This is a genomic window from Martelella sp. FOR1707 (assembly GCF_053484265.1).
In genome coordinates this window covers 465853-490070 of the sequence record NZ_JBAKFP010000005.1, presented here as the reverse complement: position 1 = coordinate 490070, position 24218 = coordinate 465853, and the positions used below count along the sequence as shown (strand labels likewise).

The following is a 24218-nucleotide window of genomic DNA, read 5'->3' as shown; positions in this document are numbered from 1 at the left end:
GCTCAGGCCGCCTCCGCCGCGATGACGGTTTCCCGGTTTCCGTAAAACAGGCCGAACCGCGCCCTGCGCCGGTTCAGCCACAGCACCGTGATGGCGATCGCCAGCATGCCGAGATCGCTGATCGGCGCGGCCATCCACAACCCCGTTTCGCCGAATATGAACGGCAGGATGAAGATCAGCGGCAGGGTGAAGACATAGGTGCGCCCGAGCGTGATCGCCGCCGCCCTGGAGGCCATGCCGAGCGCCTGGAAATAGCCGGCAAGCACCATCAGCGGCGCGACGAGGACATAGGCGGCGGTCACGATCCGCACGATATGCACAGCCTCGGCAATCACCGCCGGATCGGTCACGAACAGCGCGGCGATCGGCCTTGCACCGACAATAAAGGCTAGCTCGACGGCAAACCCGTAGCCAAGCCCCGTGGCGAGGCCGACAAGCAGTGTCCGGTCCGAGCGACCGAACATATGCGCGCCGAAATTATTGCCGACGATCGACTGGCAGGCGAAGTTCAGCCCCAGGAGCGGCAGGAAGGCGAAGGTCAGAAGCCGCGAGGCGATGCCATAGGCGGCGATCGCGATATCGTGGTTGTCGCCGCTCCAGATGCCGATGCCGATAATATAGCAGCCGGCCGAAAGACTGGTGCCGGCAAGCCCCAGAGACGGCGGAAGGCCGAGCGCCAGAATGCGCGGCCACGCCTCCGTCAGCCGGTGGCCGGTGCGGCGCAAAAGCGCAAGCGGGGTGCGGCCCGAAAGCCGGAGCCAGATCACGACGCCCATGGCCACTGCCTGCGCCGCAAGCGTGCCGATAGCCGAACCGGCAACGCCCCAGCCAAGGCCGGCGATCAAGACATAGTTGAAGCCGATATTGGCGAGCGTGACCAGAACGCCGATCCCGGCCATCACCCCCGGCTTGCCCTCCGAGCGCAGGGCGTCGCCCTGAATCGAGATCAGAAACTGCAGCGGACTGCCGAAAATCACGAATGCCAGATAGGTTTTCGCCATGGAGGCAAGCCCGGCATCGCCTTCGGAAAACCAGTCGACAAGCCTGACGCCGAGCGTGAGATAGAATGTCATCAGCAGCACGGCCACAACCAGCGACAGCATCATCGCCGATTGCAGCACCGCCTGCGCGCCGTCATCATCGCCGGCGCCGAGCCGTCGCGCCAGAATGGAGGCCATGCCGGAGGACACCAGTGTCGACAGCGCGGCCACCGCCATGAAGATCGGGAAGACCAGCGTGACGGCGGCCAGCGCGCGGGGACCGACGAGCAGGCCCAGAAAGATCGCGTCGACGATGGTGTAGAGCCCGCTGACGAGCATCAGCAGAACGATGGGCGCGGCGGTTCTCAGAAACAGCGGCCCGACCGGGCCGGAAAGATAAGGATTCGCGCGGGGCGAAGCGACATCAGACATTTTCGTTGCCCTTCAAGGACACTCATGCCGCCGGAACGGCCACGCACGGTACCCGCATTGCCTTATGCTTCGAGTGTCGCTGGAGAAACGAAAAACCGAAGATCGGACTGACTTCACCATCGCCATTTCGGCGCGCGGGCGGCAGGCGTCAGCAGCCGCGCGCAATTAGCCCGCGTAATGGCCGCAAGTCAAGCGGGCGGACACGCAGACCGTGTTGGCTTTCGTCTCACTCGCCCACCGTTACCACAGGGGCCTGGCCTGTCCGAATCTCAGCAAACGTCTGACTGTCTTTGTTTCTCGGACCTTTCAGCCCCAATCTCCCCCCTTGAGGGGGAGATGTCGCGAAAGCGACAGAGAGGGGTAAAGGGCGTAAGCCCTAAAAGCCGCACACTCCGAACTAGCAGAGAAGTTTCACCCCTCTCTGCCCCTGTCGGGGCATCTCCCCCTCAAGGGGGGAGATTGTTTGCCGGGCGGCGAGGCTTTGGCAGGAACCGCACGTTCCGCGCATAATCGCAACGCCGGCAATGTGTATCCGGCCGTCGCAGAGCAAACCCCATACCTCACGGCCGGTTCCTGAGCGCCTCGGCCTCGGCGTAGAACTTCTTTTCCCAGTCCTTGTGGTTATCCAGCCCCTCGCGGATGAAGGGCGTGAACACGGCGAGGTTCATCAGCATCCAGTTGACCATCTTGGCCGGGAACCGGGTTGGCTTGACGAAATCGACGAACAGCACCACGCGGGTCTTGTCGGTGTGGTTCCAAGCCTCGTGCTCATAGGCATCGTCGAAGATCAGCACCTTGCCCTCTTCCCAGTGGCAGATCTGATCCTTGACGCGGATTGCGAGCTGATCGGGCTCGGCCTCGGGCACGATCATGCCGAGATGGAGGCGCAGCACGCCGTTATAGGGGCCGCGATGGGCCGGCAGGTGCTTGCCGGGCTCGAAGATCGAGAACATCACCGTGGTGAGACCGGGGATTTTCTGCATCGCCTCCCAGGTCTTGGGGCAGGCCTTGATGTTCTGCTCCGATTTCAGCCCGTAGCCGAGCAGGAAGAAGGTCTTCCAGTGATTGTCGTCGGAGATCGTCTTCACATCGGTCGAGATGTCCTGAAAACTCGGCAGCTCCGACTGGCGCAGCAGGATCTTGTCGAGCTCGGCGCGGATCGCGGGCGCGGCCGCTTCGATCTCCTTCGACCACGGGAAGGTGGCATTGTCATAGACCGGCGGGTTGCCGTGGATAGCGTATTTCAGGTTGAGCTTCTCGGCCCAGTTGACGATGCCCATGAAGAAGCGGGTGACGGCGCTCGGGCGATCCATCGGCGTGATGCCCTCGGTGCCGAAGGTCTGGCCGTGACCGGCGGTTTCACTCTCTGCTTTTGCCATGATGCCCCTCTTTGATGCTGCGCGTTGGACCTTCCTGCACGCGATCAGCATAACATTGTAACGAAAAAGGAAAAAGTGCGGCGGCAAGGGCGGATATCCACGCGTTTTTGCTTGCCAAGCGCCCGGGATGCCGAAACATTTGTCTCACCTCTCCTTGCGAGCGATTGATGACACCACGCCAACGCATCATACCGGTCCGGCGCGAATATAACCGCTGGGTCGCAAACCAGACGCTGGAAGACTACGCGCTGCGCTTTACCGCCAAGAGCGCGCGGCGGTTTTCCTCCAGCCGGATTTCGCAGACCGCGATCGGCGCGATCTCGTTTCTGGCGCTGGAAGCGATCGGCGGTACGATCACGCTCTCCTATGGCACCACCAACGCGTTTTACGCCGCGATCGTCGCCTCGGTCGTGATGCTGCTGGCGGGTCTTCCGATCGCACGCTACGCGATCCGCCACGGCGTGGATATTGATCTGCTGACGCGCGGCGCATCCTTCGGCTATATCGGCTCCACGGTGACCTCGCTGATCTATGCGAGCTTCACCTTCATCCTGTTTGCCATCGAAGCCTCGATCATGTCAGGCGCGCTGGAGCTTGCCTTCGGCATACCGCTCTGGATCAGCTACGTCATCTCCGCCGTGGTGGTGATCCCGCTCGTCACCTATGGCGTGCAGATGATCTCGCGGTTTCAGTTGATCACCCAGCCGTTCTGGATCGTGCTCAACATCGCGCCGTTCATCTTCATCGCCTTCATGGACTACGAAAAGTTCGAGCTGTGGCGGGCCTTCGGCGGGCTGCATGCAGAAGCGGCGGAACCGGGCATGGCCGCGCCGTTCACGCTGGCCGGCTTTGCGGCGGCGGCCGGCGTGATCTTCGCGCTGATGCCGCAGATCGGCGAGCAGGTCGACTTCCTGCGCTTTCTGCCCGCCACCGGCAAGCGCAAGCTCCGTCACCGGATCGCGATCTTTCTTGCCGGCCCCGGCTGGGTCGTGGTCGGCGTGCCGAAGCTGATGGCGGGGTCGTTTCTGGCCGTGCTCGCGCTTTCCACCGGCATGCCGGCGAGCGAGGCCGCCGATCCCGCCCATATGTACCTCACCGCCTTCGGCTACATGATCCCCAACCAGACGGCGGCGCTGATGCTGATGGCCGCCTTTGTGGTGGTCTCCCAGCTCAAGATCAATGTGATGAACGCCTATGCGGGCTCGCTCGCCTGGTCGAACTTCTTCTCGCGGCTGACCCACAGCCATCCCGGCCGGGTGGTGTGGCTGGTGTTCAATGTGGCGATCGCGCTGCTGTTGATGCAGCTCGGCATCTACCGGCTGCTGGAGGCCTCGCTCAGCGTGTTCTCGATCGTCGCCATGGCCTGGCTGTCGACGATCTCGGCCGACCTCATCATCAACAAGCCGCTCGGCCTGTCGCCGCCCGGCATCGAGTTCAAGCGCGCCCATCTCTACGACATCAACCCTGTCGGGCTTGGCGCGATGACGCTTTCATGCGCGATCGCCCTAGCCGCCCATTTCGGCCTGTTCGGCGCGCTCGCTGTCTCCTTCGCGCCGTTCATCGCCCTTTTCGTCGCGCTGATCGCCTCGCCGCTGATCGCCTGGGGAACGGGCGGGCGCTACTACCTCGCCCGCCGCCAGCGCAAGGGCTGGCAGGAAAAGACGGCGATCACCTGCTCGATCTGCGAACACGCCTTCGAGCCGGAAGACATGGCGTGGTGCCCGGCCTATGCGGGACCGATCTGTTCGCTGTGCTGCTCGCTCGACAGCCGTTGCCACGATCTTTGCAAGCCGAACGCCAAGTTCGAGGCCCAGCTTGGAAGCGTCGCCCACAAGCTGCTGCCGGCGCGGATCGTCGCCCAGCTCGCCACACGGCTCGGGCGCTACGGCATCACGCTCGCGCTTTCGATCACCGCGATCGGCGCGATCCTGGCGATGATCGCCTATCAGACCGCGCGCGCGGCGCCGGAAACGCAGGTGGTGGTCTACAACACCGCGCTGATCGTGTTCTTCGTCTTCGCGCTGATTGCCGGCGTGGTCGCCTGGTTCTTCGTGCTAGCCCAGGACAGCCGCAAGGTCGCCGAGGAGGAATCCTCGCGCCAGACCACGCTGCTGCTCAAGGAAATCGCGGCGCACGAGAAGACCGACGCCGCGCTGCAGGCCGCCAAGGAGGCCGCCGAATCCGCCAACCGCGCCAAGAGCCGCTATGTGGTGGGCCTCTCCCACGAACTCAGAACGCCGCTCAACGCGGTGTCGGGCTATGCGCAATTGCTGGAGCGCGACCCGTCGATCCCCGAGGCGCGCCAGCCGGCAATCCAGTCGATCCGCCGCTCCGCCGATTATCTTTCGGGCCTGATCGACGGGTTGCTCGATATTTCCCGGATCGAATCCGGCCGGCTGCAGGTCTATTCCAACGAGATCAATCTCGGCGAATTCCTCGATCAGATCGTCGACATCTTCGAGACTCAGGCCCGTGCCAAGGGTCTTGCCTTCCGTCACGGCCGCGACCGGAACCTGCCCGCCTATGTGCGCACCGACGAGAAGCGCCTGCGCCAGATCCTGGTCAACCTCTTGTCAAACGCGGTGAAGTTCACCGATCATGGCACCGTCACCTTCGATGCCCGTTATCGCAGCCAGGTCGCCACCTTCACCGTGACCGATACCGGCAGCGGCATCGATGAGAAGCATCTCGGCCGTATCTACGAGCCGTTCGAGCGCGGGGGAACGCGCGACAAGCCGGGCCTCGGTCTCGGCCTGACGATCACCAAGCTGCTGGTCAACACGCTTGGCGGCGATATCGCGGTCAAGAGCCGCCCCGGCGAGGGCGCGACCTTCTCGGTGCGGCTGATGCTCGCCTCCGTCGACCGCCCGACGCCGCCGCAAGCCGGCGTGGACGCCGGCGTCTATGACGGCCCGCCCCGCACGATCATGGTTGTCGACGACAATGAGGATCATCGCGCGATGATGGCCGATATCCTGCACCCGCTCGGCTTCAACGTGATGCTGGCCGAAAGCGGCGCGGCCTGTCTCGAACAGACCGCGATCGAACCGCCGGACCTGTTCCTGCTCGATATCCGCATGCCCGGCATGAATGGCTGGCAACTGGCAACGGCGCTGCGCGAGCGCGGCGTGACGCGGCCGATCATCATGCTCTCCGCCAATATCGGCGACGACGCCGAGATCGGCCACGGCGATGACAGCCATAACGACACGCTGTCCAAACCCGTGAACCTGAAGCGGCTGAAAGACGTGCTCGGCATGCATCTCGGCCTGACATGGCGGCAAGCGGCGGATGCTGCGCCGGTCAGGGCGGCAAAAACGCCGGAACGGGTCGTCCCGCCGCCGAAAACTGAATGCGCGGAATTGATCCGTCTGGCGGAGATCGGCTATCACCGGGGCATCAAGGACAAGCTCATGACGCTCGCGGCCACGCACAAGCCGTTTGTCGAGGCGGCGACAGGCTATGTCGATCGTTTCGATCTCGATGGCTTCCTGCGCTTCGTGAGATCGCTTCCGGCCGAGGGGGACGGGGATGGCTGAGCCACAGGAAATCGTTCTCCTGGTCGATGACAGTCCGGATGCGCTGAGTTTCCTCACCGAGGCGCTGGAGGCCTCCGGCTATTCGGTGCTGATCGCGACCTCGGGCGCGAGCGCGCTGTCGATCGTCGAGCGGATCACGCCCGATATCGTGCTGATGGACGCGGTAATGCCGAAGATGGACGGGTTCGAGGCCTGCCGGCGGCTGAAGGCCGGCCCCTCCGCCGAGACGCCGGTGATCTTCATGACCGGCCTTTCGGAGACCGAGCATATCGTCCATGCGCTGGAATCGGGCGGGGTCGACTACCTCACCAAGCCGATCAACATCGACGAGTTGCGCGCCCGCATCCGCGTCCATCTCGCCAATGCCCGCTCGACCCAGAGCGCGCGGGTGGCGCTCGATGCCACGGGACGCCACCTTCTAGCCTCGGACGCCGAGGGCGGGCTGCGCTGGATGACGCCGCAGGCAAGCCGGCTGATCCACGACGCGGTCGGCGCCGGCGCCGATCTCGGTTTCGTGTCGCGCCAGCTTGCGGACTGGCTTGCAGGCGGCGAACCGGTGGCGAGCCCCGACGCCATCCTGCCGATCACCGAAAACGGCAAAAAGCTGTTCCAGCTCGCCTTTCTGGAGAAGACCGGGGCCAGCGAATACCTGTTCCGCGTCACGCCCGCGAACCCCGTCAGCGACGACGAGGCGCTGCGCAAGGAATTTCCGCTGACCGCGCGCGAGGCCGAAGTGCTGGCCTGGATCGCCAAGGGCAAGACCAACCGCGATATCGGCGATATCCTCGGCCTTTCCACCCGCACGGTGAACAAGCATCTCGAAACCATCTATGTGAAGCTCGGAGTCGAAAACCGGGCGTCTGCCGCCGTAAAGGCCGCCTATGTGCTGCACGGGATGTGAGCGAGCCGCCTGAGGAGCCGGCGCGACTCTGCCTTCCTTGGGCAGCCTCCATCGCATAGCCCCCAATCTTCTCGCCTCGGAGAGGAGAGATAGTGAGGGGGGAGTCTATCCCCGCGAACGCCCGTGCAACTTGAATTGCCGCGCCATCCTCACTGCCCCTTCGGGGCATCTCTCCCGCCAGCGGGAGAGAGTATTGGGAGCAAGAACAGCCGCCACCGACTTTTACTCAGGCGGGCGAAACCGGCGAACAGCGAGCAATACAGCCCCTGTGCATACAAAAAGGCGCGCAGCTCCCGCCGCGCGCCTTTCAATACCTGAGCGTCGTTACTGCCCGAGACCCTCGAACAGCGCCGTCGACAGATAGCGCTCGGCAAAGGACGGAATGATGACCACGATGGTCTTGCCTTCATTCTCGGGCCGCGAGCCGACCTCGATCGCCGCCTTCAGCGCGGCGCCGGAGGAAATGCCGACCGGCACGCCCTCAAGACGGGCCACTTCGCGGGCGAGCGCGAAGGCGTCGTCGTTTTCGACCTGCACGATCTCGTCATAGACCGAAGTGTCGAGCACGCCGGGCACGAAGCCGGCGCCGATGCCCTGGATCTTGTGCGGCGCGGGCGAGCCGCCCGACAGAACCGGCGAGGCGGTCGGCTCCACGGCCACCACATGCACGTCCTTCTTCTTCTGCTTCAGCACCTGGCCGACGCCGGTGATCGTACCGCCCGTGCCGATGCCGGAGACGAAGATATCGACCTCGCCATGGGTGTCGTTCCAGATTTCCTCGGCCGTGGTCTTGCGGTGGATTTCGGGATTGGCCGGGTTTTCGAACTGCTGCGGGATCACCGCGTTCTCGGTTTCCGCGGCGATTTCCTCGGCCCTGGCGACCGCGCCCTTCATGCCCTTCGGCGGCTCGGTCAGCACCAGTTCGGCGCCGAGCAGCGCCAACATCTTACGGCGTTCTATCGACATCGATTCCGGCATGGTGAGGATCAGCCTGTAGCCCTTGGCGGCGGCCGCAAACGCCAGCGCGATACCGGTATTGCCGGATGTCGGCTCCACCAGCACGGACTTGCCGGGCGTGATCTTGCCGGCCTTTTCCAGCGCGTCGATCATGGCGAAGCCGATGCGGTCCTTCACCGAGGCGATCGGGTTGAAGAATTCGAGCTTGGCGAGCAGGTTGGCCTTGACGCCATGTTCCTTCGCCAGTTTGTCGAGGCGAACGAGCGGCGTATCGCCGATCGTCTCGAGGATGGATCCGTATACCTTCCCGCGTCCGGGCTTGCCGTTCTGTTCCATGACTGTGCTCCCTTGAATTCGTTACAATCTAGGTAGGGTCGCGGGAGCGGAAATTCGAGGCAAGAACAGGTCACGCTCCGCATCCCCGGGGAATGCGATTCCAATTACCGCTCAACTGCCGCAAATTCATTCCACATCGCGCAACCAACCGGCCCGTCTTCACTGAAAGAACGCACTGTACCACCAGAAACACGCGCCGCCCACGACGATCACCGCCAGCGTGACCAGGGCGAGAAGCCTGCCATAGGTCCTCGTGCCGCTGCCATAGGCCAGCACCACCTTGGTGACGAGGTTGGAGACCGTCGCCGTGAGCACCGCGATCGCGGCGGTATGAACGGGCACGGCCTTGCCGGCCAGATGCGCGGTCGAAAGCGTGATGGCGTCAAGATCGGGAATGCCGGAGACGAGCGCGATGAACACAATACTCGCCGGCCCCAGGAATTTGACCAGCACCTTCGCGAGAAAGCTGATGACGCCCAGCAACGCGCCGAACCGCAGCACCGACTGCAATTCGAACGGGTTGGAAAGCTCGAGTTCGGTGTTCGATCCGGCGGTGTCCCGGCTGCGGCTCAGGAGGAAGCCCGCAGCGAGGAAGACGCAAAGCCCCGGCGCAAGGGCCAAGGCCAGCGGCTTCATCAGCACCGGGGCCACGACCGAAGCGATCACGAAGCAGCGCACCAGCGACAGTCCGCCGGCAATCGACGCCGCGCCCGCGAGCCTTTGCGCCAACGCCGGCTGGCCGACGGAAATGCGCGCGAACGACAGCGTCGTCGCCGTGGAGGACACGATGCCGCCGGTGGCGCCGGCAAACAGGATGCCGCGCTCCGGACCGCCGATGCGCATCGCCACATAGCCGGCATAGGAAAGGGCCGCGATCATCACCGTCATCAGCCAGACGGAAAACGGATTAAACCCGCCCCATGGATCGATCGCGCGGTTGGGCAGTAGCGGCAGCGCCACGAAGCTCATCGTCAGAAGCACGAGCGCGGAACGCAGCTCCACCCATGTCATGGACTTGAGAAAACCGTGCAACGCGTGGCGGGCGGCCAGTAGCACGGTGGTGACGACCCCGCCGGCGGCCGCCAGCCGCATATCGCCGGTGGCAGAAACAATGCCGAGCGCAAACACCACGAGCGCGGCGATCACGCCGGTCACGCTGAAATCATGCCGCGGGGTCGCGGCCAGATATTCGAACACGACAAAGGCAACGGTCAGCCCCGCCGCCAGCATCGCCGGCAGCGCCGTGCCGGTCTCGATGCCGAGATAACCGGCCAGCCCGCCCAAAAGCCCGACAAGCGCAAAGGTGCGGATCCCCGCCACCCGCTGCCCGTCGGCAAGATCGCGCTCCTGCCAGCCGCGCTCGATCCCGGCCAGGAGCCCGATCGCCAACGCCAGCCCGACCCGCTGAAACGCTTCCATCATATCCATCGGCAAAACCTCCGGGAAATTCACGGCGCCTTCACGCCGCCTTTGCGGGAAGCTAACCCATCATCGGCCTGGACGGAATTGGAAATGGGAGCGCAATCCTGTCAGGTCCCAACTTGCCATAGCCCCCTTTTCGGCTACAACGGGGCCATTCATCAGGAGACCACCATGCCCGACGCCCATCACCTTCTGGCTTTCGTACTGATCGCGCTCGCCATGGTTCTGACGCCGGGCCCGAACATGATCTACCTGATTTCGCGGTCGATCTGCCAGGGTCCCGCCGCCGGCCTGGTCTCGCTTGCGGGCGTTGGCATCGGGTTTGTCGTTTACATGCTGTCCGCGGCCTTCGGGCTGACGGTGCTGCTGCTGGCGGTTCCCTTTGCCTATGACGCCATCAGGTTTCTGGGGGCCTGCTACTTGCTCTACCTCGCCTGGAACGCGATCCGGCCTGGCAGTCAGTCCGCCTTTGCCGTCCGCCGGCTGCCATCGGACAGTATTCGCAAGCTGTTCGTCATGGGATTGGCGACCAACCTGCTCAATCCGAAATCGGCAGTGCTGTATCTGTCGCTTCTGCCGCAATTCATCGATCCGGAACGGGGGCATATCCTGTCGCAGACGCTGACCCTGGGCTTTGCACAGATCGGCGTCAGCATGGCCGTCAACGCCTTGATCGTCATCGGCGCCGGGGCCATCGCCGTCTTTCTGGCAAAGCGTCCGCTCTGGTCGCGCATCCAGCGCTATTTGATGGGAACGGTCCTCGCCGGCCTTGCCGCCCGGATGGTGCTGGAAGCGCGGCGTTAGAACTCCGCAAGCGGACCGAAACCGGCCTGTATCTTGCCAATCTGTTCAGCAAGCGCTTCCGACGCCATCAGATAGGCATGCTCATCGGCAACCGGCTGCGCTTGCGGCCATTGCAGGAGGTCCGGGCTGAACCGGGTTTCGACTTCCGGAAAGCCGCCGCCAAGTCCGTCGCAGATTTCGGAGAGAGCAGGCATCGCCAGGGCAATTATATCGTAGATCACCAGTCGCCCTTCCTTTGCCTTCCAGGCGATGACGGCATCGGTCCCGGGAAGATGGGTCAGGGTCATCTCATCCCTCTGCCACAGCGCGTTGAGCAGAAACAGTTCCTTCATTCCACAAACCGCAAAGCGGCGGGAGACCGGTTCGCGACGATCGAGCATCCCGGCAACAAGCGCGACATCGTCTTCACTCTCCATTGAGAGCGTGCGGCCGAATGCCGTTTGCGGATAGCCTGCCGGCGCGGGCCCGCGGAAACCGAACAACCGGACCTGCCGCAGGCCATAGGGCTCGTAAATCCCCGGCTTGTCGGTCATCAGGATATCGGCCTCGTGGCCCGTTGCGCGGGCGTGTTCAAAGGCGCGGCGCATCAGGTCACCGTAAAGCCCCTGCCCCCGATATTCCGGCCTGACCGCACCGGACTGATAGGCCGCAGCCATAATCCGCCGACCCTCGACCATCAGCGGCATCGAAAACACCGAGAAGTTCGCGACGCACCGCCCATCCGCATCGAAATAGCCGAACGGCATGGTGGTCTTGTCCAGACTGGCAAGCGAAAGCGCGGGCCGGATATCGATCTCGAACGTCTCCTCCAGCAGAGCCGCAAGGGCCTCGAAGGCGGCGGGATCGGACAAATAGTCCTGCCGGAATATCAGCCCGATTTCCACCTCAAACGCCCGTCGACCCAAAACCGCCCGCGCCGCGCTGCGTTTCCGTCAACGCGTCCACGACGGTGACCGGCATCTGCTTGACCGGGGCGATGATGACCTGGGCGATGCGCATGCCGCGTTCGATTGTGAAGGCTTCCTCGCCGAGATTGACGAGCAGCACTTTCACCTCGCCGCGATAATCGCTGTCGATCGTGCCGGGGGTGTTGAGGCAGGTGATGCCGTGCTTGAAGGCGAGGCCGGAGCGCGGGCGGATCTGAGCCTCGTAGCCTACCGGGATTTCGAAGATGAAGCCGGTCGGGACCAGCGCCCGCTTGCCGGGCTCAAGCGTCATCGGCGCTTCGAGCGCGGCGCGGATATCCATGCCGGCGGAACCGGAGGTTTCGTAGGCAGGCGGCTCTATGCCCTCGGCGTGTTCCAGGCGTTTCAGCTTCAGCGTCATTTTCGTTTCCATGTTCATTGCAGTCACCCGGGACCTGTCACGTTGCACGGCCACCTCACCTCTGGCCGATCTCCCTCGCATAGCCCCCCAATCTTCTCGCCCCGGAGGGGAGAGATGTCGCGACAGCGACAGTGAGGGGGGAGCGTATCATCGCGAACGACCTCACAGCTCTGGTATGCAGCTTCACCCTCACTGCCCCTTTCGGGGCATCTCTCCCGCAAGCGGGAGAGAGAATTGGGAGCAAGCTGCGCCATATGCGATACCCCTGTTCTCAAGGGGGGAGATTGTGGGTTGCGAGGCCCTCATCGATCTCGCCTTTATCCTTCGCCATCGGCGTGTGACAGGTCAATTGCATCTTGTAGCCCAAATCGCTACATAGGCCGCCATCAACAGGATATTCAGCCGATGCCCGAAACGCTTGCCGAGGCGGTTGCCCGCCGCCGCACCTTCGCGATCATCTCGCATCCCGACGCCGGGAAAACCACGCTGACCGAAAAGCTGCTGCTGTTCGGCGGCGCGATCCAGCTTGCCGGCGAGGTGAAGGCGAAAAAGGACCGCATCCAGACCCGGTCGGACTGGATGAAGATCGAGCGCGAACGCGGCATTTCGGTGGTCACCTCGGTGATGACCTTCGAATATGACAACACCGTCTACAACCTGCTCGACACCCCCGGCCACGAAGACTTCGCCGACGACACCTATCGCACGCTGACGGCCGTCGACGCCGCCATCATGGTGATCGATGCGGCCAAGGGCATCGAGCCGCGGACGCTGAAACTGTTCGAAGTCTGCCGCCTGCGCGATATCCCGATCATCACCTTCGTCAACAAGATGGACCGCGAGGCCCGCGACACGTTCGAAATTCTCGAGGAAGTGCAGGAGAAGCTCGCGCTCGACACCGTTCCGATGACCTGGCCGATCGGCCAGGGCAAGAGCTTTGCCGGCACCTATCACCTGAAGGACAGCGCCGTGCGCTATGGCGACAGCCAGACCGAGCTCACCAAGGTGAACGGCCCGGAAGTGGTTTCCGAGAAACTGCCGGAGCATGAGCGGCAGGACTGGGCGGAAATGGCGGAACTTGCGATCGACGGCTATCCGGCCTTCGACCGACAGGCGTTTCTGGAAGGCCATATGACGCCGGTCTATTTCGGCTCGGCGCTTCGGAACAACGGCGTTCGCGATCTCATCCACGCGCTCTCCGACTTCGCGCCAGCGCCGCGCGCGCAGGTGGCGGATGTCCGCACCGTGGAGGCGACCGACCCGAAGATGAGCGCCTTCGTGTTCAAGATCCAGGCCAACATGGACCCGAACCACCGCGACCGCATCGCTTTCGTGCGCGTGTGCTCCGGCACGCTGACGCGCGGCATGAAGGCGCGGCTTGCCCGTACCGGCAAGCAGATGGGCCTCACCGCGCCGCAATTCTTCTTCGCCTCGCAGCGCCAGCTTGCCGATACCGCCTATGCCGGCGATGTTGTCGGCATTCCTAACCATGGCGCGCTCCGGATCGGCGACACGCTGACCGATGGCGAGGCGCTGGTGTTCCAGGGCGTGCCGAACTTCGCGCCGGAAATTCTCCGTCGCGTGCGGCTGGAAGATGCGATGAAGGCCAAGAAGCTGAAGGAAGCGCTGCAGCAGATGGCCGAGGAAGGCGTGGTGCAGCTCTTCACGCCCGAGGACGGCTCACCGGCAATCGTCGGCGTTGTCGGCGCGCTGCAGCTCGACGTGCTGAAGGAGCGGCTGAAGGCGGAATACGGCCTGCCGGTGTCCTTCGAGATGGCGCGTTTTTCCGTCTGCCGCTGGATTTCGGCCGAGAAGAACGCCGATCTGGAAAAATTCATCTCCGGCCATCGCGGCGATATCGCCCGCGACCTCGACGGCGATCCGGTGTTCATGGCGCAGGACGGTTTCTCGCTGAATTACGAGAGCGAGCGGGCGCCGGAAATCCGGATGATCGCGATCAAGGAATATCATCAGGCAAAGGCGGCCTGATATGGCTGAGAAGGAAACGATCGGCATTTGCGGCATGGGCCGCATGGGTACCGCCATGGCGCGCAGGCTTTCCGCCTATGGCTTTCCGCTGGTGGTCTGGTCGCGCGGCGGCGTTTCGATGGAGCTTGCCTCCGAGACCCACGCCGAGGTGGCGATGAACCCCGCCATGCTCGCCCACAAGGCCGATATCATCCTCACCTCGCTGATCGATGATGCGGCGGTGGAGGCGGTGCTTGAGGCGCTGCTGACCACATCGCTTCCCGGCAAGCTGGTGGTCGAGACCTCGACCGTCAGCCCCGCCTTGCTGAAGCGCTATTCGGCGGGCATCAAGGCCAAGGGCGGCAGCGCCATCGACGCGCCGATCTCCGGCGGCCCGGAACTGGTGATTTCCGGCAAGGCCGGGCTTTATGTCGGTGGCGCGGATGTTGATTTCGAGCGCTTCATGCCGGTTGCCGACACGCTCTCCGACCGCATTCACCACACCGGCCCGCTCGGCACCGGTGCGGCGGCCAAGATCGTCAACAACATGGTGCTCTGCGGCTATTGGGAAGTGCTGCGCGAGGCGCTGATGACCGGCAAGCGCGCCGGCCTCAGCCTCGACAAAATGCTCGATATCCTGATGACCAGTCCCGTCGGAACGCCCGCGCTGAAAGCCCGCGCGCCGCGCATTCGCGGCCATGACAGGAGCGTGGGCTTTCCCGTGCGCGGCGCGGTAAAGGACGCCACGCTTTTCGCCAGCGTCGCCGACAGCTATGACGTAGATACGCCGGCGATCGACGCGGCCCTTGCCAGCTACAAGGCCTGCCTTGAAAACGGCAGCGGCGATGAAGACCTTGCGGCGATGCTGCGCATGGCGTTGTCGCAGGACTGAAGCCTATTCCGTTGCTTCGCCCGGCAGCGCGGTGACCCCGTCAAGCCAGGGAGCGGCAGAGCGACACCAGATCTGCCGTTTCGGCGGCAGCGCATCGCGCTGGTCGATCATGCCCCAGCGTATACCCCAATCGTCTTCGTCGGCGCCTTCACCACCGGTAAAAAGCGGCGAACCGCAGTTTTCGCAGAAAAACTGCTCGCGTTTGCGACCGCTCTCGGCCATTTTCCAATAGCTGCGCGTCACGCCCGATGTGATCTCGACATCGGGACGGGGCACGAGAACGGTGGTCCGATAGGGCGAGCCGCTCAGGCGCTGGCAATCGGTGCAATGGCATATCACCACGTCATCCGGGTCGATTTCGGCTTCGAAGCGGACCTTGCCGCAATAGCATCCGCCGGTGATCTTCATGCGAACTCCGTTTTTCAAGGGTTACGCACCGTCGCACGAAGACAGGCGGCGAGACAACGGTCACGGACTTGAAGAATTTTGAAGCAGGCATCACATCTGCTGAATAGATGATCGGAGAATTTGGCCATGAACATCGGACAGGCTGCGAAACAATCGGGACTGCCGCCCAAGACCATCCGCTATTACGAGGAAATCGGCCTCGTCGTGGCGGATCGCGCCGAAAACGGCTATCGCGATTATTCCGCCAATCATGTCCACCGGCTGAATTTCATTCACCGCTCGCGCGATCTCGGCTTTTCCGTCGAGGAATGCCGGCTGCTGCTGTCGCTCTATGACGACGACGCCCGCGAAAGCGCCGAGGTGAAGGCGCTGGCAACCGCCAAGATCGCCGAGATCGACGAGAAGCTTGCCCGTCTCGCCGGGCTGAAGGCAACGCTCCAGCACCTCGCCGACCATTGCCACGGCGACCACCGGCCCGACTGTCCGATCCTGGAAGAACTGTCGTCCGGCAGCAATTGTTGCAACTGACGCCTTACCGCGTGGGCACCGGCTCCTCGCCGCGATAATCGTAGAACCCGCGGCCGGATTTGCGGCCGAGCCAGCCGGCATCGACATATTTCACCAGCAGCGGGCACGGGCGATACTTGTTGTCGGCGAGGCCCTCATGCAACATCTGCATGCCCGAAAGGCAGGTGTCGAGGCCGATGAAATCGGCAAGCTCCAGCGGTCCCATTGGGTGGCGGGCGCCCAGCTTCATCGCGGTGTCGATGTGGTCGACGGTCCCGACGCCCTCGTAGAGCACGTAGATCGCCTCGTTGATCATCGGCAGCAGGATGCGGTTGACGATGAAGGCCGGGAAGTCCTCCGAAACGGTCGGCGTCTTGCCGAGCGCACGCACGAATTCCCGCGCGGTCTCGAAGGTCGCCTCCTCGGTGGCGATGCCGCGCACCAGTTCCACAAGCTCCATCACCGGCACCGGGTTCATGAAATGCACGCCCATGAACCGCTCCGGCCGATCGGTGGCGGCAGCAAGACGGGTGATCGAGAAGGACGAGGTGTTGCTGGCCAGCAGGGTTTCCGGCTTCAGGATCGGGCAGAGTTTCGCGTAGAGCGCGCGCTTCTCCGCCTCGTCCTCGGTGATCGCCTCGATCACGATATCGGCGGAGGCAAGGTCCTGGAGATCGGTCGAGGCGGTGATCAGCTTCAGCGCCTTCTTGCGCTCGTCATCAGACAGTTTGCCGGAGGTGACCTGTCGCGCCAGATTGCCGTTGATGGTGGCAAGCCCGCGCTCGATCTGCTGTTGTCCGGCGTCGATCAGGTGGACGTCGTAGCCGGCGACTGCGCAGACATGGGCGACGCCGCAGCCCATGGCCCCGGCGCCGATCACGCCGACGCGCTTGATAGTATCGGCCATCTCGCACTCCCTCGTTCCTCGTCTCTCGGTCACGGCAGGCGACCCCGGACTTTGATAAAGCCTCGGGCCCGGTTTTTCCAGTGCCTTGCGGCAGGACGGCAGGCGGCGGCACAAAGCAAGGGAATATCCACCCGCCCCCTGTTGTCGCACCGAAAAACCCGCTAGAGCCTGTCGGAGAGGAACGACAGGCGGAAACATGCAGACGCGACGCATCGCAATCTTCGGCGCGACCGGCTCCATCGGTATCAACACGCTCGATGTCATCGCCCAGCTTGGCGGGCGGGACGCCTTCGAGATCACCGCGGTGACCGGCAATTCGAATGTCGAGGCGCTCGCCCGGCTCGCGATCGAACACGGCGCCGCCATGGCCGTCACCGCCGATGAAAGCCGCTATGACGACCTGAAGCAAGCGCTTTCCGGCACCGGCATCGAAGCCGCTTCAGGCGCCAGCGGTCTCGACGAGGCGGCCAACCGCAACAATGGCATCGTGATGGCAGCGATTGTCGGCACGGCCGGGCTTGCCCCGACGCTTAAGGCCGCTGCCGCCGGCGCGGATATCGCGCTTGCCAACAAGGAATGTCTGGTATCCGCCGGACCGCTTTTCATGGAGGCGGTGAACCGCGGCGGCGGCATGCTGATCCCGGTCGACAGCGAACATTCCGCGATCTTCCAGGTCTTCGAGGAAAACCAGCGCCGCGCGCTCGACCGGGTGGTCATCACCGCATCCGGCGGCCCGTTCCGCCAGATGTCGCTGGACGAGATGCGCCATGTCGACGCGGCGACCGCGCGCGCCCACCCAAACTGGTCGATGGGGCTGAAAATCTCGATCGACAGCGCCTCGATGTTCAACAAGGCACTGGAAATGATCGAGGCGCAGCATCTGTTCGACCTTGCGCCCGAACAGGTGGAGGTGGTGGTTCACCCACAATCGATCATTCATTCCATGGTCGGTTATGCCGATGGCTCGATCCTGGCCCAACTCGGCGCGCCCGACATGCGCACCGCCATCGGCTATGCGCTCGCCTATCCCGAACGCCGCCCGCTTTCGGTGGAAAGGCTGGATTTCATCAAGCTCGCGCGGCTCGATTTCGAAGCGCCCGACGAGACCCGCTTCCCCGCGCTCCGGCTTGCCCGGCTTGCCATGACGCGCGGCGGCCTGCAGGGCGCGGTGCTGAACGCCGCCAAGGAAGTGGCACTCGAAGCCTTCATCGAAGGCCGTTGCGGCTTTCTGGAAATGGCCGAAATCACGGAAGGCGTGATGGACGCCCTCTACGATCTGCCAGCGGCAACCGGTATTGGGGACATCTACGCAGCCGATGGCGAAGCGCGCCGAAGAGCGGCTGAGCTTTTGAACTCGTAGGCATTACCATTCAATGCGGCTGCCGTCATAGGCAAGGAAGATACCCGTTTCGCCTTCCTCCAGCCCATCAAGCGCGGCAAGCATGTTTTTCGCGGCCTCGCCCGCTTCAACACGACGATTGCCAGCCGCAAAAGGTTCGGAAAGCGATGTGGCAACCGTGCCCGGGTGCAGCGCTACCACAGACAGCCCGCGCAGCTTTCGCCTTGCCTCGATCGATGTGGTGCGGACAATCTGGTTCAACGCCGCCTTCGATGCCCGATAGGATGTCCAGCCCCCGATGTGATTGTCGCCGATCGAGCCGACGCGCGCGGAAAGACAGCCAAAGATCGCGCGGCGATCGCGAGCGACCAGGGGCAGAAAATGCTTCAGCACCAGCGCAGGTCCTGTGGCATTGACGGCAAATTGCCGCGCCATCGCTTCGCCATCAAGCGCCCGGATGGTCTTCTCAGGCCCAACGCCATTGATATGCAGCGCCCCGGTCGCGCAAAGGATCAGGAACCGTTTCGCAGATTCCGCGATTGAAGGCTCGCTCGTGATCTCAATGCCATCCGAACTTCGCGAAAGACGCTCAAGCCCGGCACAACGCGGATCATCGGCAAGGGCCGTTGAGAAGGCCTGGCCGATGCCGCCTGAGGCGCCGATCACGAGCGCACGATAGCCTTCGGCAAGGCTGTTCATACTGGCTGCCGACATTGTTCTCTCCCTTTTGAGAGAGCACTACGACCCGACGGCTCTTGCAGATCAGGCAGCGAAGATCGCCCGCCATATCTCTTCGGGGAAGGCGCCGTTGCATCCTTCGACGGCGGTGTTCGTCATGATAACGGCCGTCGTGCCGCTGGCCGGATCCAGAGCCCAGCAATTGCCGTAGACCCCGCCCCAGGTCACGGCCCCTTCCGGCAGGACCGTTCCGGCTTCCGCCGGATTGACGACAACCGATCCGACATAGCCGAATGACTTGCCCGGGCGCACGGCAAGCGATCCGGTCTGCGTGGAAAGTGCCGCCCTGGCGGTCTCCGGCGTCAGCAGGCCTTGCGGACGGAGAAGGTCCTGCAACAGTTTCAGGAAATCACCGGCCGTGCCCGCCATGCCGGCGCCGCCGGACTGATAGGCGCGGGGGTTGAAGATGCGCACCGGCTCGAACGTGAAGGCGATGCCCTCCGCGTCGTGCACCGTATGGCGCGTGCCCATGCGCTCCGGCTCGGGCGCGCCGTCGCCATAGGGCGTTGCCAGCCGTCGCGCGTCGGTGACGGAAAACCAGGTGTCGTCCATGCCGAGCGGGTCGGCCACATATTGCCGGATAACGGCTTCAAGCTCGACACCGGCGACAGAAGACAACATCGCGCCGAGAATGTCGATCGCCACGGAATAGGCCCATGCCGTGCCGGGCACAAAGGCGAGCGGAAAATGGTTCAGCCTGGAAAAATTCTGCTCGAAGGTAAGATCGGTATCGGTGAGGCCCGTGTTCACCGTTTCGCCGGGCGGCAATTGCCCAGCGCCGCCGGTATAATCCAGTCCGGCCGTATGGGTAAGGAGATGACGAACCCTGATATCAGCCGGCGCGCCATCCGGCCCGGTCGGGTGAAACCAGGGCAGATGATCGCTCACTTTGTCGTCGAGCGAAAACAACCCCTTCTCCATCATCACAAGCGCTGTCGTCGCGACAATCGGCTTGGTGACGGAGGCAAGGCGGAAAATCGTGTCTGCAGCAACAGGTTGGCCGCTTTCGCGATCGGCGAGACCGGCGGCGCGGGAAAAGATGAGTTCATCGCCGCGCGCAACCATGACGACGGCGCCCACGATGCGCTTCTCGCCGATGGCCTGGTCGATGGCCGCGTTTACACGTGTTTCAATTGTCATGAGAAAAGTCTCCGCTACGGTTTTGCCAAAGCAGAACGCCGGAGGCCGAAAACTTCAAGAAAAAAGCGGGCCGTGTTCCGCCCGCTTCTGAAAAAATCGTCCCGGCGCGGGTGTTGCCGCCATCAGGCGACGGCGCGCGCCAGAGCACACTGCGACCACAGCGAATGCAGCGCCGAAACAAGGTGGTCCATGTCGGCATCGGTGTGCAGCGGGGTCGGCGTGAAGCGCAGGCGCTCGGTCTTGCGCGGCACAGTCGGATAGTTGATCGGCTGGACATAGACGCCGAAATCATCGAGCAGAATGTCCGAAATCCACTTGCACTTGGAGGCGTCGCCCACCATCACCGGCACGATATGGCTCGGATTGGCCATATGCGGGATGCCCTGGCGGTCGAGCTTGGCGCGCAACGTCTCCACGCGTTCGCGGTGACGGGTCCGCTCGATCTGGCTGACCTTGAGGTGGCGGATCGAGGCGACAGCACCGGCGGCAAGCGCCGGCGGCAGCGCGGTGGTGAAGATGAAGCCCGAGGCAAAGGAGCGGATGAAATCGACGACCGCCTTCGACCCGGTGATATAGCCGCCCATGACGCCGAAGGCCTTGCCGAGCGTACCCTCGATGATGGTGATCCGGTCCATCAGCCCCTCGCGCTCGGCGACGCCGCCGCCGCGCGGGCCGTACATGCCGACGGCATGGACCTCGTCGAGATAGGTCATCGCGCCGTATTTGTCGGCGAGATCGCAGATTTCCTTGATCGGCGCGATATCGCCATCCATCGAATAGACCGATTCGAAGGCGATCAGCTTCGGCGCATCCGGATCGGCGGCCTTCAGCTTGGCCTCGAGATCGTTGAGGTCGTTGTGGCGGAAGATCGCCCGCGCCGACTTGCCGTGACGGATGCCCTCGATCATCGAGGCGTGGTTGAGCGCGTCGGAAAAGATGATCAGGCCCGGGATTTTTTCGCCCAGCGTGCCGAGCGTCGCCCAGTTGGAGACATAGCCGGAGGTGAAGATCAGGGCTGCTTCCTTGTGGTGGAGATCGGCCAGTTCCTGCTCAAGCTGCACGTGGTAGTAATTGGTGCCGGAAATATTGCGTGTGCCGCCGGCCCCTGCCCCGCAAGCCTCGATCGCCTCCTGCATGGCGGCGATCACGGTGGGACACTGGCCCATGCCGAGATAATCGTTGGAACACCAGACGGTGACGTTGGAGGCGGCGCCATCCTTGAACCGGGAGGCGCGCGGGAATTCGCCGCGATGACGCTTCAGTTCGGCGAAAACGCGGTAGCGGCCCTCATCATGCAGTTCCGCCAGCTCGTTTTTGAAGAATGCTTCGAAATCCATTACCCAGATGCTCCACCACCGGCCTTGTTGTTTTCCGACAGGATTTGACGAAGAGCGCGCCCCGTCAACCCGTATCGCGGCCTGTTTCCTGATCCTGCGACAATCAGCCCTTAGTTTGAACTATTCCAAACTTTACCTACGCGCAACCGCCTCGGCAAAACTTGATCAGGGTCAATTTGCCGCACAGATTCGGATTTTTCAGAAAAATGGAACATATCATTTCCCCGGACATTAAGCATTCACCTAAGGCGTAATGGCCCGGCGGAAGACCTTTTTGCTTTTCGCCGGAACGCTATTCGGGTATGTGTTGGAAGAGCGGCCGCAGGCTGCATGTGAGGGACGGCGGCGATCGGGTCCGGGACAATGGAGCGGTCGGATCGCGGCGGAACCAAAGCGCAAAAGGTGATGAGGGAATCATGAAAAAGATTTTTGCAGGAATTGTGATCGGCGTTGCTTCGCTTGCGGCAACGGCCTGCACGCCCACCCAGGAAGGTGCGGCCATTGGCGCCGGCACCGGCGCCCTGGTCGGCACGGCCATTGACGGCGGCGGCCTCGGCGGCGCGCTCGTCGGCGGCGCAATCGGCGCAGGCGCCGGCGCTCTTGTTGGCCGCGCGGTCGAGAACCAGCCCGGCAAGTGCTACTATCGTGACCGCTACGGCCGCGAATACACCGACGATTGCCCCCCCGGCTATCGCTAAGACATAGGGCCGCCGCCTCAAAAGGAGGCGGCCCCGCCAAGGCGCGTCAATTGCGGCGAATGTCCGTGGCAAACCAGACCCGACACACAGCGTCCGTAACCAACGGTTAATGCTGTTGCCGGGTTTTCGGTTTTCTGGGGCTATGCATTTGGAAACCTGCTAATATTTTATCGCATATGTAATTTTTCGCGATCCGGTTCGAGTTGAAGATGGTACCCCGTTCAAAACGGCAAAGTTCAGGAATATCCCGCGCGCTCAGGCTGCTGCCGGCGATATCCGTTGCGATCTTCGCCGCCGGCGGCGAGGCGCAGGCGTTCAGCCTGTTCGGCATCCATCTCTGGGGCGAGGAGGAGGTGGATATCTCCTCCGTCCAGGACCCCGTCCACTATACCGTTACCTTCAGCGTGACCGGCGGCGACAGCGAGCTGGAAAGCTTCCTGCGCAGGCGCTCGGCGCTGGTCAGCGACGAGCGCCAGCCCGTTGACGGCGATCTCGGCGTGCTGGTGAAGGCGCGCGACGACCTGCAGATTCTCGTCGGCTCGCTGTTCGAGAAGGCCTATTATGGCGGGCTGGTGAATATCACCGTCGACGGACAGTCGATCGAGGATATCGTCGGCCTGCCCGATTTCGGGCGCGAGGATCCCGTTCCCGTCAACGTCTCCATTGAGGCCGGGCCGATGTTCACCTTCGCGCGGATCAACCTCGAAGGCGCGCCGGCAAGCTTCAACCCCGCAAAGCTCGATCTCGTGGCCGGAAAGCCTGCCTATTCGACCACCATTCTCGCGGCAGCGCGCGAGATCACCACCGAGCTCAAGGATCAGGGCCACCCGTTCGCGACCATCACCCGGCGCGAGGTGATTGCCGATCACGCGAATTCCACGGTCGATGTCGATATTCGCGCCGATGACGGGCCGGTCGCAGACCTCGGAGCAATCGCCGTGAAAGGCTCGGAGGCCGTCGAACCCGATTTCATCCGGCGCTATTCGCGGCTGAAGCCCGGCGAGCAGTATTCGCCCGAGCAGCTCACCGCCGCCGCCAACCGCCTGCGCTCGCTGAACACCTTCGATTCGGTGACGATCACCACCGCGAGCGCGCTGGACGATAACGGCCAACTGCCGACGACGATCACTGTGCGCGACGGCAAGTTCCGTTACTTTGGATTCGGCGCCACCGTGTCGTCGATCGACGGCCTCGGGCTTGAGGGCTACTGGGGCCACCGCAACCTTTTCGGCCAGGCCGAGGGCCTGCGGCTGGAGGCTGGCGTTTCCCGGATCGGCGCCTCGGACGATTACGGCGTCAACTCGCTCGATCTTGCCGGCGGCATCACCTTCACCAAGCCCGGCCTGTTCCATCCGTCCGGCATGTTTACCGCAAGCCTGCTGACCGCCACGGAAAACCCGGACCCCTACAATGCTAAATCGGTCGCCGGCAGCGTCAGCTACACCTTCGAGCAGAATGAGTACAACACGATCAGCGCCGGCCTGACGCTCGACTACTCGCACATCAAGGATGCTTTCGGCACCGAGGATTACCTGACCTTCTCCGCGCCGGTGGGTTTCGACCGCGATACAAGGAACGACCCGCTGAATGCCACCAAGGGGATTTATCTGATCACCACGGCCGAGCCGTCCTATGATTTCCTGAACGGCAATTTCTTCACCTCCTTCGATGCCGTCGGCTCGACCTATTTTTCGGCGGGCGAGGATGACCGTTTCACCCTTGCCGCCCGCGTGGGCGCCGGGACCATTGTCGGCGGCGGCGACCTCAAGGACATTCCCGCAAACGACCGGTTCTATGCCGGCGGCGGCGGCAGCGTTCGCGGCTATGCCTATAAATCGATCTCGCCGCGGCTCGCCAATGGCGAGGAGACCGGCGGCCGCTCCTATGTCGAGGCGACGCTGGAGGCCCGCATCGGCGTGACCGAAAACATCCAGGTCGTGCCGTTCATCGATGCCGCCGACGTCTCCGCCGACCAGTTCCCCGACTTTTCCGATATCCGCGCCGGCGCCGGCATCGGCGTGCGTTATCTGACCGGTTTCGGCCCGATCCGCCTCGATGTCGCGGTTCCGCTCGACCGCTATCCCGATGGCGACCATTACGGAATCTATGCCGGTATCGGACAGAGTTTTTAGACAACTCCTTGCAATTGACGATGCATTCATGCCTTTCATGGCATGATTGGAAAAGCGCGCAAATCGCTCTAAATGC

20 protein-coding genes are annotated in these 24218 nt (G+C 63.3%); 9 read left to right on the top strand and 11 right to left on the bottom strand.

Annotation, left to right across the window (positions count from 1 at the left end; translation table 11 throughout):
• Positions 1-2: 2 nt before the first annotated feature.
• Together V6765_RS16575 and V6765_RS16570 are read right to left on the bottom strand one after the other, a co-directional pair.
• Entirely contained in the window at positions 3-1412 is a 1410-nt protein-coding gene (locus tag V6765_RS16575; RefSeq protein ID WP_448430710.1) for an MATE family efflux transporter, read from the bottom strand.
• Positions 1413-1972: 560 nt separating this feature from the next.
• Complete coding sequence (locus tag V6765_RS16570; RefSeq protein ID WP_448430708.1) at positions 1973-2791, bottom strand: aspartyl/asparaginyl beta-hydroxylase domain-containing protein; 819 nt, start codon at positions 2789-2791, stop codon at positions 1973-1975.
• A gap of 167 nt (positions 2792-2958) precedes the next feature.
• On the opposite strand from V6765_RS16570, the gene V6765_RS16565 reads away from it, so the two are divergent.
• Both V6765_RS16565 and V6765_RS16560 read left to right on the top strand, forming a co-directional pair.
• Entirely contained in the window at positions 2959-6330 is a 3372-nt protein-coding gene (locus tag V6765_RS16565) for a hybrid sensor histidine kinase/response regulator (RefSeq protein WP_448430706.1), read from the top strand.
• On the top strand, positions 6323-7231 hold the full coding sequence (locus tag V6765_RS16560; protein WP_448430704.1) for a response regulator: 909 nt from the start codon (positions 6323-6325) through the stop codon (positions 7229-7231). The genes V6765_RS16565 and V6765_RS16560 overlap by 8 nt, the downstream gene beginning before the upstream one ends.
• A gap of 324 nt (positions 7232-7555) precedes the next feature.
• Here the strand turns inward: V6765_RS16560 and cysK are convergent, their stop codons facing one another.
• The gene (gene cysK / locus V6765_RS16555) at positions 7556-8524 is read right to left on the bottom strand and encodes a cysteine synthase A (protein WP_448430702.1); all 969 of its coding nucleotides are present in this window, start codon (positions 8522-8524) and stop codon (positions 7556-7558) included.
• Positions 8525-8683: 159 nt separating this feature from the next.
• Positions 8684-9952 carry an MgtC/SapB family protein gene (locus V6765_RS16550; RefSeq protein WP_448430700.1) on the bottom strand — a complete coding sequence of 423 codons (1269 nt, stop codon included), beginning with the start codon at positions 9950-9952 and terminating at the stop codon, positions 8684-8686.
• 165 nt (positions 9953-10117) lie between these two features.
• On the opposite strand from V6765_RS16550, the gene V6765_RS16545 reads away from it, so the two are divergent.
• Positions 10118-10750 carry a LysE family translocator gene (locus V6765_RS16545; RefSeq protein WP_448430698.1) on the top strand — a complete coding sequence of 211 codons (633 nt, stop codon included), beginning with the start codon at positions 10118-10120 and terminating at the stop codon, positions 10748-10750.
• Here the strand turns inward: V6765_RS16545 and V6765_RS16540 are convergent.
• Both V6765_RS16540 and dut read right to left on the bottom strand, forming a co-directional pair.
• Positions 10747-11634, bottom strand: a complete 888-nt coding sequence (locus tag V6765_RS16540) for a GNAT family N-acetyltransferase (RefSeq protein ID WP_448430696.1) — start codon at positions 11632-11634, stop codon at positions 10747-10749. The genes V6765_RS16545 and V6765_RS16540 overlap by 4 nt on opposite strands.
• 1 nt (position 11635) lies before the next feature.
• Positions 11636-12094: a dUTP diphosphatase gene (dut, locus tag V6765_RS16535; RefSeq protein ID WP_448430694.1), complete on the bottom strand. Its 459-nt coding sequence runs from the start codon at positions 12092-12094 to the stop codon at positions 11636-11638.
• Positions 12095-12481: 387 nt separating this feature from the next.
• On the opposite strand from dut, the gene V6765_RS16530 reads away from it, so the two are divergent.
• Together V6765_RS16530 and V6765_RS16525 are read left to right on the top strand one after the other, a co-directional pair.
• The gene (locus V6765_RS16530; RefSeq protein ID WP_448430692.1) at positions 12482-14065 is read left to right on the top strand and encodes a peptide chain release factor 3; all 1584 of its coding nucleotides are present in this window, start codon (positions 12482-12484) and stop codon (positions 14063-14065) included.
• Position 14066: 1 nt separating this feature from the next.
• The gene (locus tag V6765_RS16525) at positions 14067-14936 is read left to right on the top strand and encodes an NAD(P)-dependent oxidoreductase (RefSeq protein WP_448430690.1); all 870 of its coding nucleotides are present in this window, start codon (positions 14067-14069) and stop codon (positions 14934-14936) included.
• A 3-nt stretch (positions 14937-14939) separates the two neighbouring features.
• Here V6765_RS16525 and V6765_RS16520 read toward each other — a convergent pair whose 3' ends face one another.
• The gene (locus tag V6765_RS16520; protein WP_448430688.1) at positions 14940-15344 is read right to left on the bottom strand and encodes a GFA family protein; all 405 of its coding nucleotides are present in this window, start codon (positions 15342-15344) and stop codon (positions 14940-14942) included.
• Positions 15345-15470: 126 nt separating this feature from the next.
• Here V6765_RS16520 and cueR point away from each other — a divergent pair, with 126 nt between their 5' ends.
• Entirely contained in the window at positions 15471-15872 is a 402-nt protein-coding gene (cueR, locus tag V6765_RS16515; RefSeq protein WP_448430686.1) for a Cu(I)-responsive transcriptional regulator, read from the top strand.
• A gap of 4 nt (positions 15873-15876) precedes the next feature.
• Here cueR and V6765_RS16510 read toward each other — a convergent pair whose 3' ends face one another.
• Positions 15877-16758 (bottom strand): 3-hydroxybutyryl-CoA dehydrogenase, encoded by an 882-nt coding sequence (locus V6765_RS16510; protein WP_448430684.1) that lies wholly within the window; start codon positions 16756-16758, stop codon positions 15877-15879.
• A gap of 196 nt (positions 16759-16954) precedes the next feature.
• On the opposite strand from V6765_RS16510, the gene dxr reads away from it, so the two are divergent.
• The gene (gene dxr / locus V6765_RS16505) at positions 16955-18118 is read left to right on the top strand and encodes a 1-deoxy-D-xylulose-5-phosphate reductoisomerase (protein ID WP_448430682.1); all 1164 of its coding nucleotides are present in this window, start codon (positions 16955-16957) and stop codon (positions 18116-18118) included.
• Positions 18119-18121: 3 nt separating this feature from the next.
• On the opposite strand, the gene V6765_RS16500 is transcribed toward dxr, so the two are convergent.
• The 3 genes from V6765_RS16500 to hemA form a co-directional block, all read right to left on the bottom strand.
• A complete protein-coding gene (locus tag V6765_RS16500; protein WP_448430680.1) occupies positions 18122-18811 on the bottom strand; it encodes an SDR family NAD(P)-dependent oxidoreductase in 690 nt (229 codons plus the stop codon).
• A gap of 48 nt (positions 18812-18859) precedes the next feature.
• On the bottom strand, positions 18860-19975 hold the full coding sequence (locus tag V6765_RS16495; RefSeq protein ID WP_448430678.1) for a serine hydrolase domain-containing protein: 1116 nt from the start codon (positions 19973-19975) through the stop codon (positions 18860-18862).
• 122 nt (positions 19976-20097) lie between these two features.
• Positions 20098-21312, bottom strand: a complete 1215-nt coding sequence (hemA, locus tag V6765_RS16490; RefSeq protein ID WP_448430676.1) for a 5-aminolevulinate synthase — start codon at positions 21310-21312, stop codon at positions 20098-20100.
• Between the two features lie 416 nt (positions 21313-21728).
• On the opposite strand from hemA, the gene V6765_RS16485 reads away from it, so the two are divergent.
• Positions 21729-22010: a glycine zipper domain-containing protein gene (locus V6765_RS16485; RefSeq protein WP_230721098.1), complete on the top strand. Its 282-nt coding sequence runs from the start codon at positions 21729-21731 to the stop codon at positions 22008-22010.
• A gap of 209 nt (positions 22011-22219) precedes the next feature.
• Positions 22220-24142, top strand: coding sequence for an autotransporter assembly complex protein TamA (locus V6765_RS16480; protein ID WP_448430674.1), 1923 nt, complete (start codon positions 22220-22222; stop codon positions 24140-24142).
• Positions 24143-24218 lie beyond the last annotated feature (76 nt).

Bases quoted from the DNA above. Each gene is read 5' to 3' on its own strand.
- V6765_RS16575 (WP_448430710.1), bottom strand. From the start codon at position 1,412: ATGTCTGATGTCGCTTCGCCCCGCGCGAATCCTTATCTTTCCGGCCCG.
- V6765_RS16570 (WP_448430708.1), bottom strand. From the start codon at position 2,791: ATGGCAAAAGCAGAGAGTGAAACCGCCGGTCACGGCCAGACCTTCGGC.
- V6765_RS16565 (WP_448430706.1), top strand. From the start codon at position 2,959: ATGACACCACGCCAACGCATCATACCGGTCCGGCGCGAATATAACCGC.
- V6765_RS16560 (WP_448430704.1), top strand. From the start codon at position 6,323: ATGGCTGAGCCACAGGAAATCGTTCTCCTGGTCGATGACAGTCCGGAT.
- cysK (WP_448430702.1), bottom strand. From the start codon at position 8,524: ATGGAACAGAACGGCAAGCCCGGACGCGGGAAGGTATACGGATCCATC.
- V6765_RS16550 (WP_448430700.1), bottom strand. From the start codon at position 9,952: ATGGATATGATGGAAGCGTTTCAGCGGGTCGGGCTGGCGTTGGCGATC.
- V6765_RS16545 (WP_448430698.1), top strand. From the start codon at position 10,118: ATGCCCGACGCCCATCACCTTCTGGCTTTCGTACTGATCGCGCTCGCC.
- dut (WP_448430694.1), bottom strand. From the start codon at position 12,094: ATGAACATGGAAACGAAAATGACGCTGAAGCTGAAACGCCTGGAACAC.
- V6765_RS16530 (WP_448430692.1), top strand. From the start codon at position 12,482: ATGCCCGAAACGCTTGCCGAGGCGGTTGCCCGCCGCCGCACCTTCGCG.
- V6765_RS16525 (WP_448430690.1), top strand. From the start codon at position 14,067: ATGGCTGAGAAGGAAACGATCGGCATTTGCGGCATGGGCCGCATGGGT.
- V6765_RS16520 (WP_448430688.1), bottom strand. From the start codon at position 15,344: ATGAAGATCACCGGCGGATGCTATTGCGGCAAGGTCCGCTTCGAAGCC.
- cueR (WP_448430686.1), top strand. From the start codon at position 15,471: ATGAACATCGGACAGGCTGCGAAACAATCGGGACTGCCGCCCAAGACC.
- V6765_RS16510 (WP_448430684.1), bottom strand. From the start codon at position 16,758: ATGGCCGATACTATCAAGCGCGTCGGCGTGATCGGCGCCGGGGCCATG.
- dxr (WP_448430682.1), top strand. From the start codon at position 16,955: ATGCAGACGCGACGCATCGCAATCTTCGGCGCGACCGGCTCCATCGGT.
- V6765_RS16500 (WP_448430680.1), bottom strand. From the start codon at position 18,811: ATGTCGGCAGCCAGTATGAACAGCCTTGCCGAAGGCTATCGTGCGCTC.
- V6765_RS16495 (WP_448430678.1), bottom strand. From the start codon at position 19,975: ATGACAATTGAAACACGTGTAAACGCGGCCATCGACCAGGCCATCGGC.
- hemA (WP_448430676.1), bottom strand. From the start codon at position 21,312: ATGGATTTCGAAGCATTCTTCAAAAACGAGCTGGCGGAACTGCATGAT.
- V6765_RS16485 (WP_230721098.1), top strand. From the start codon at position 21,729: ATGAAAAAGATTTTTGCAGGAATTGTGATCGGCGTTGCTTCGCTTGCG.
- V6765_RS16480 (WP_448430674.1), top strand. From the start codon at position 22,220: ATGGTACCCCGTTCAAAACGGCAAAGTTCAGGAATATCCCGCGCGCTC.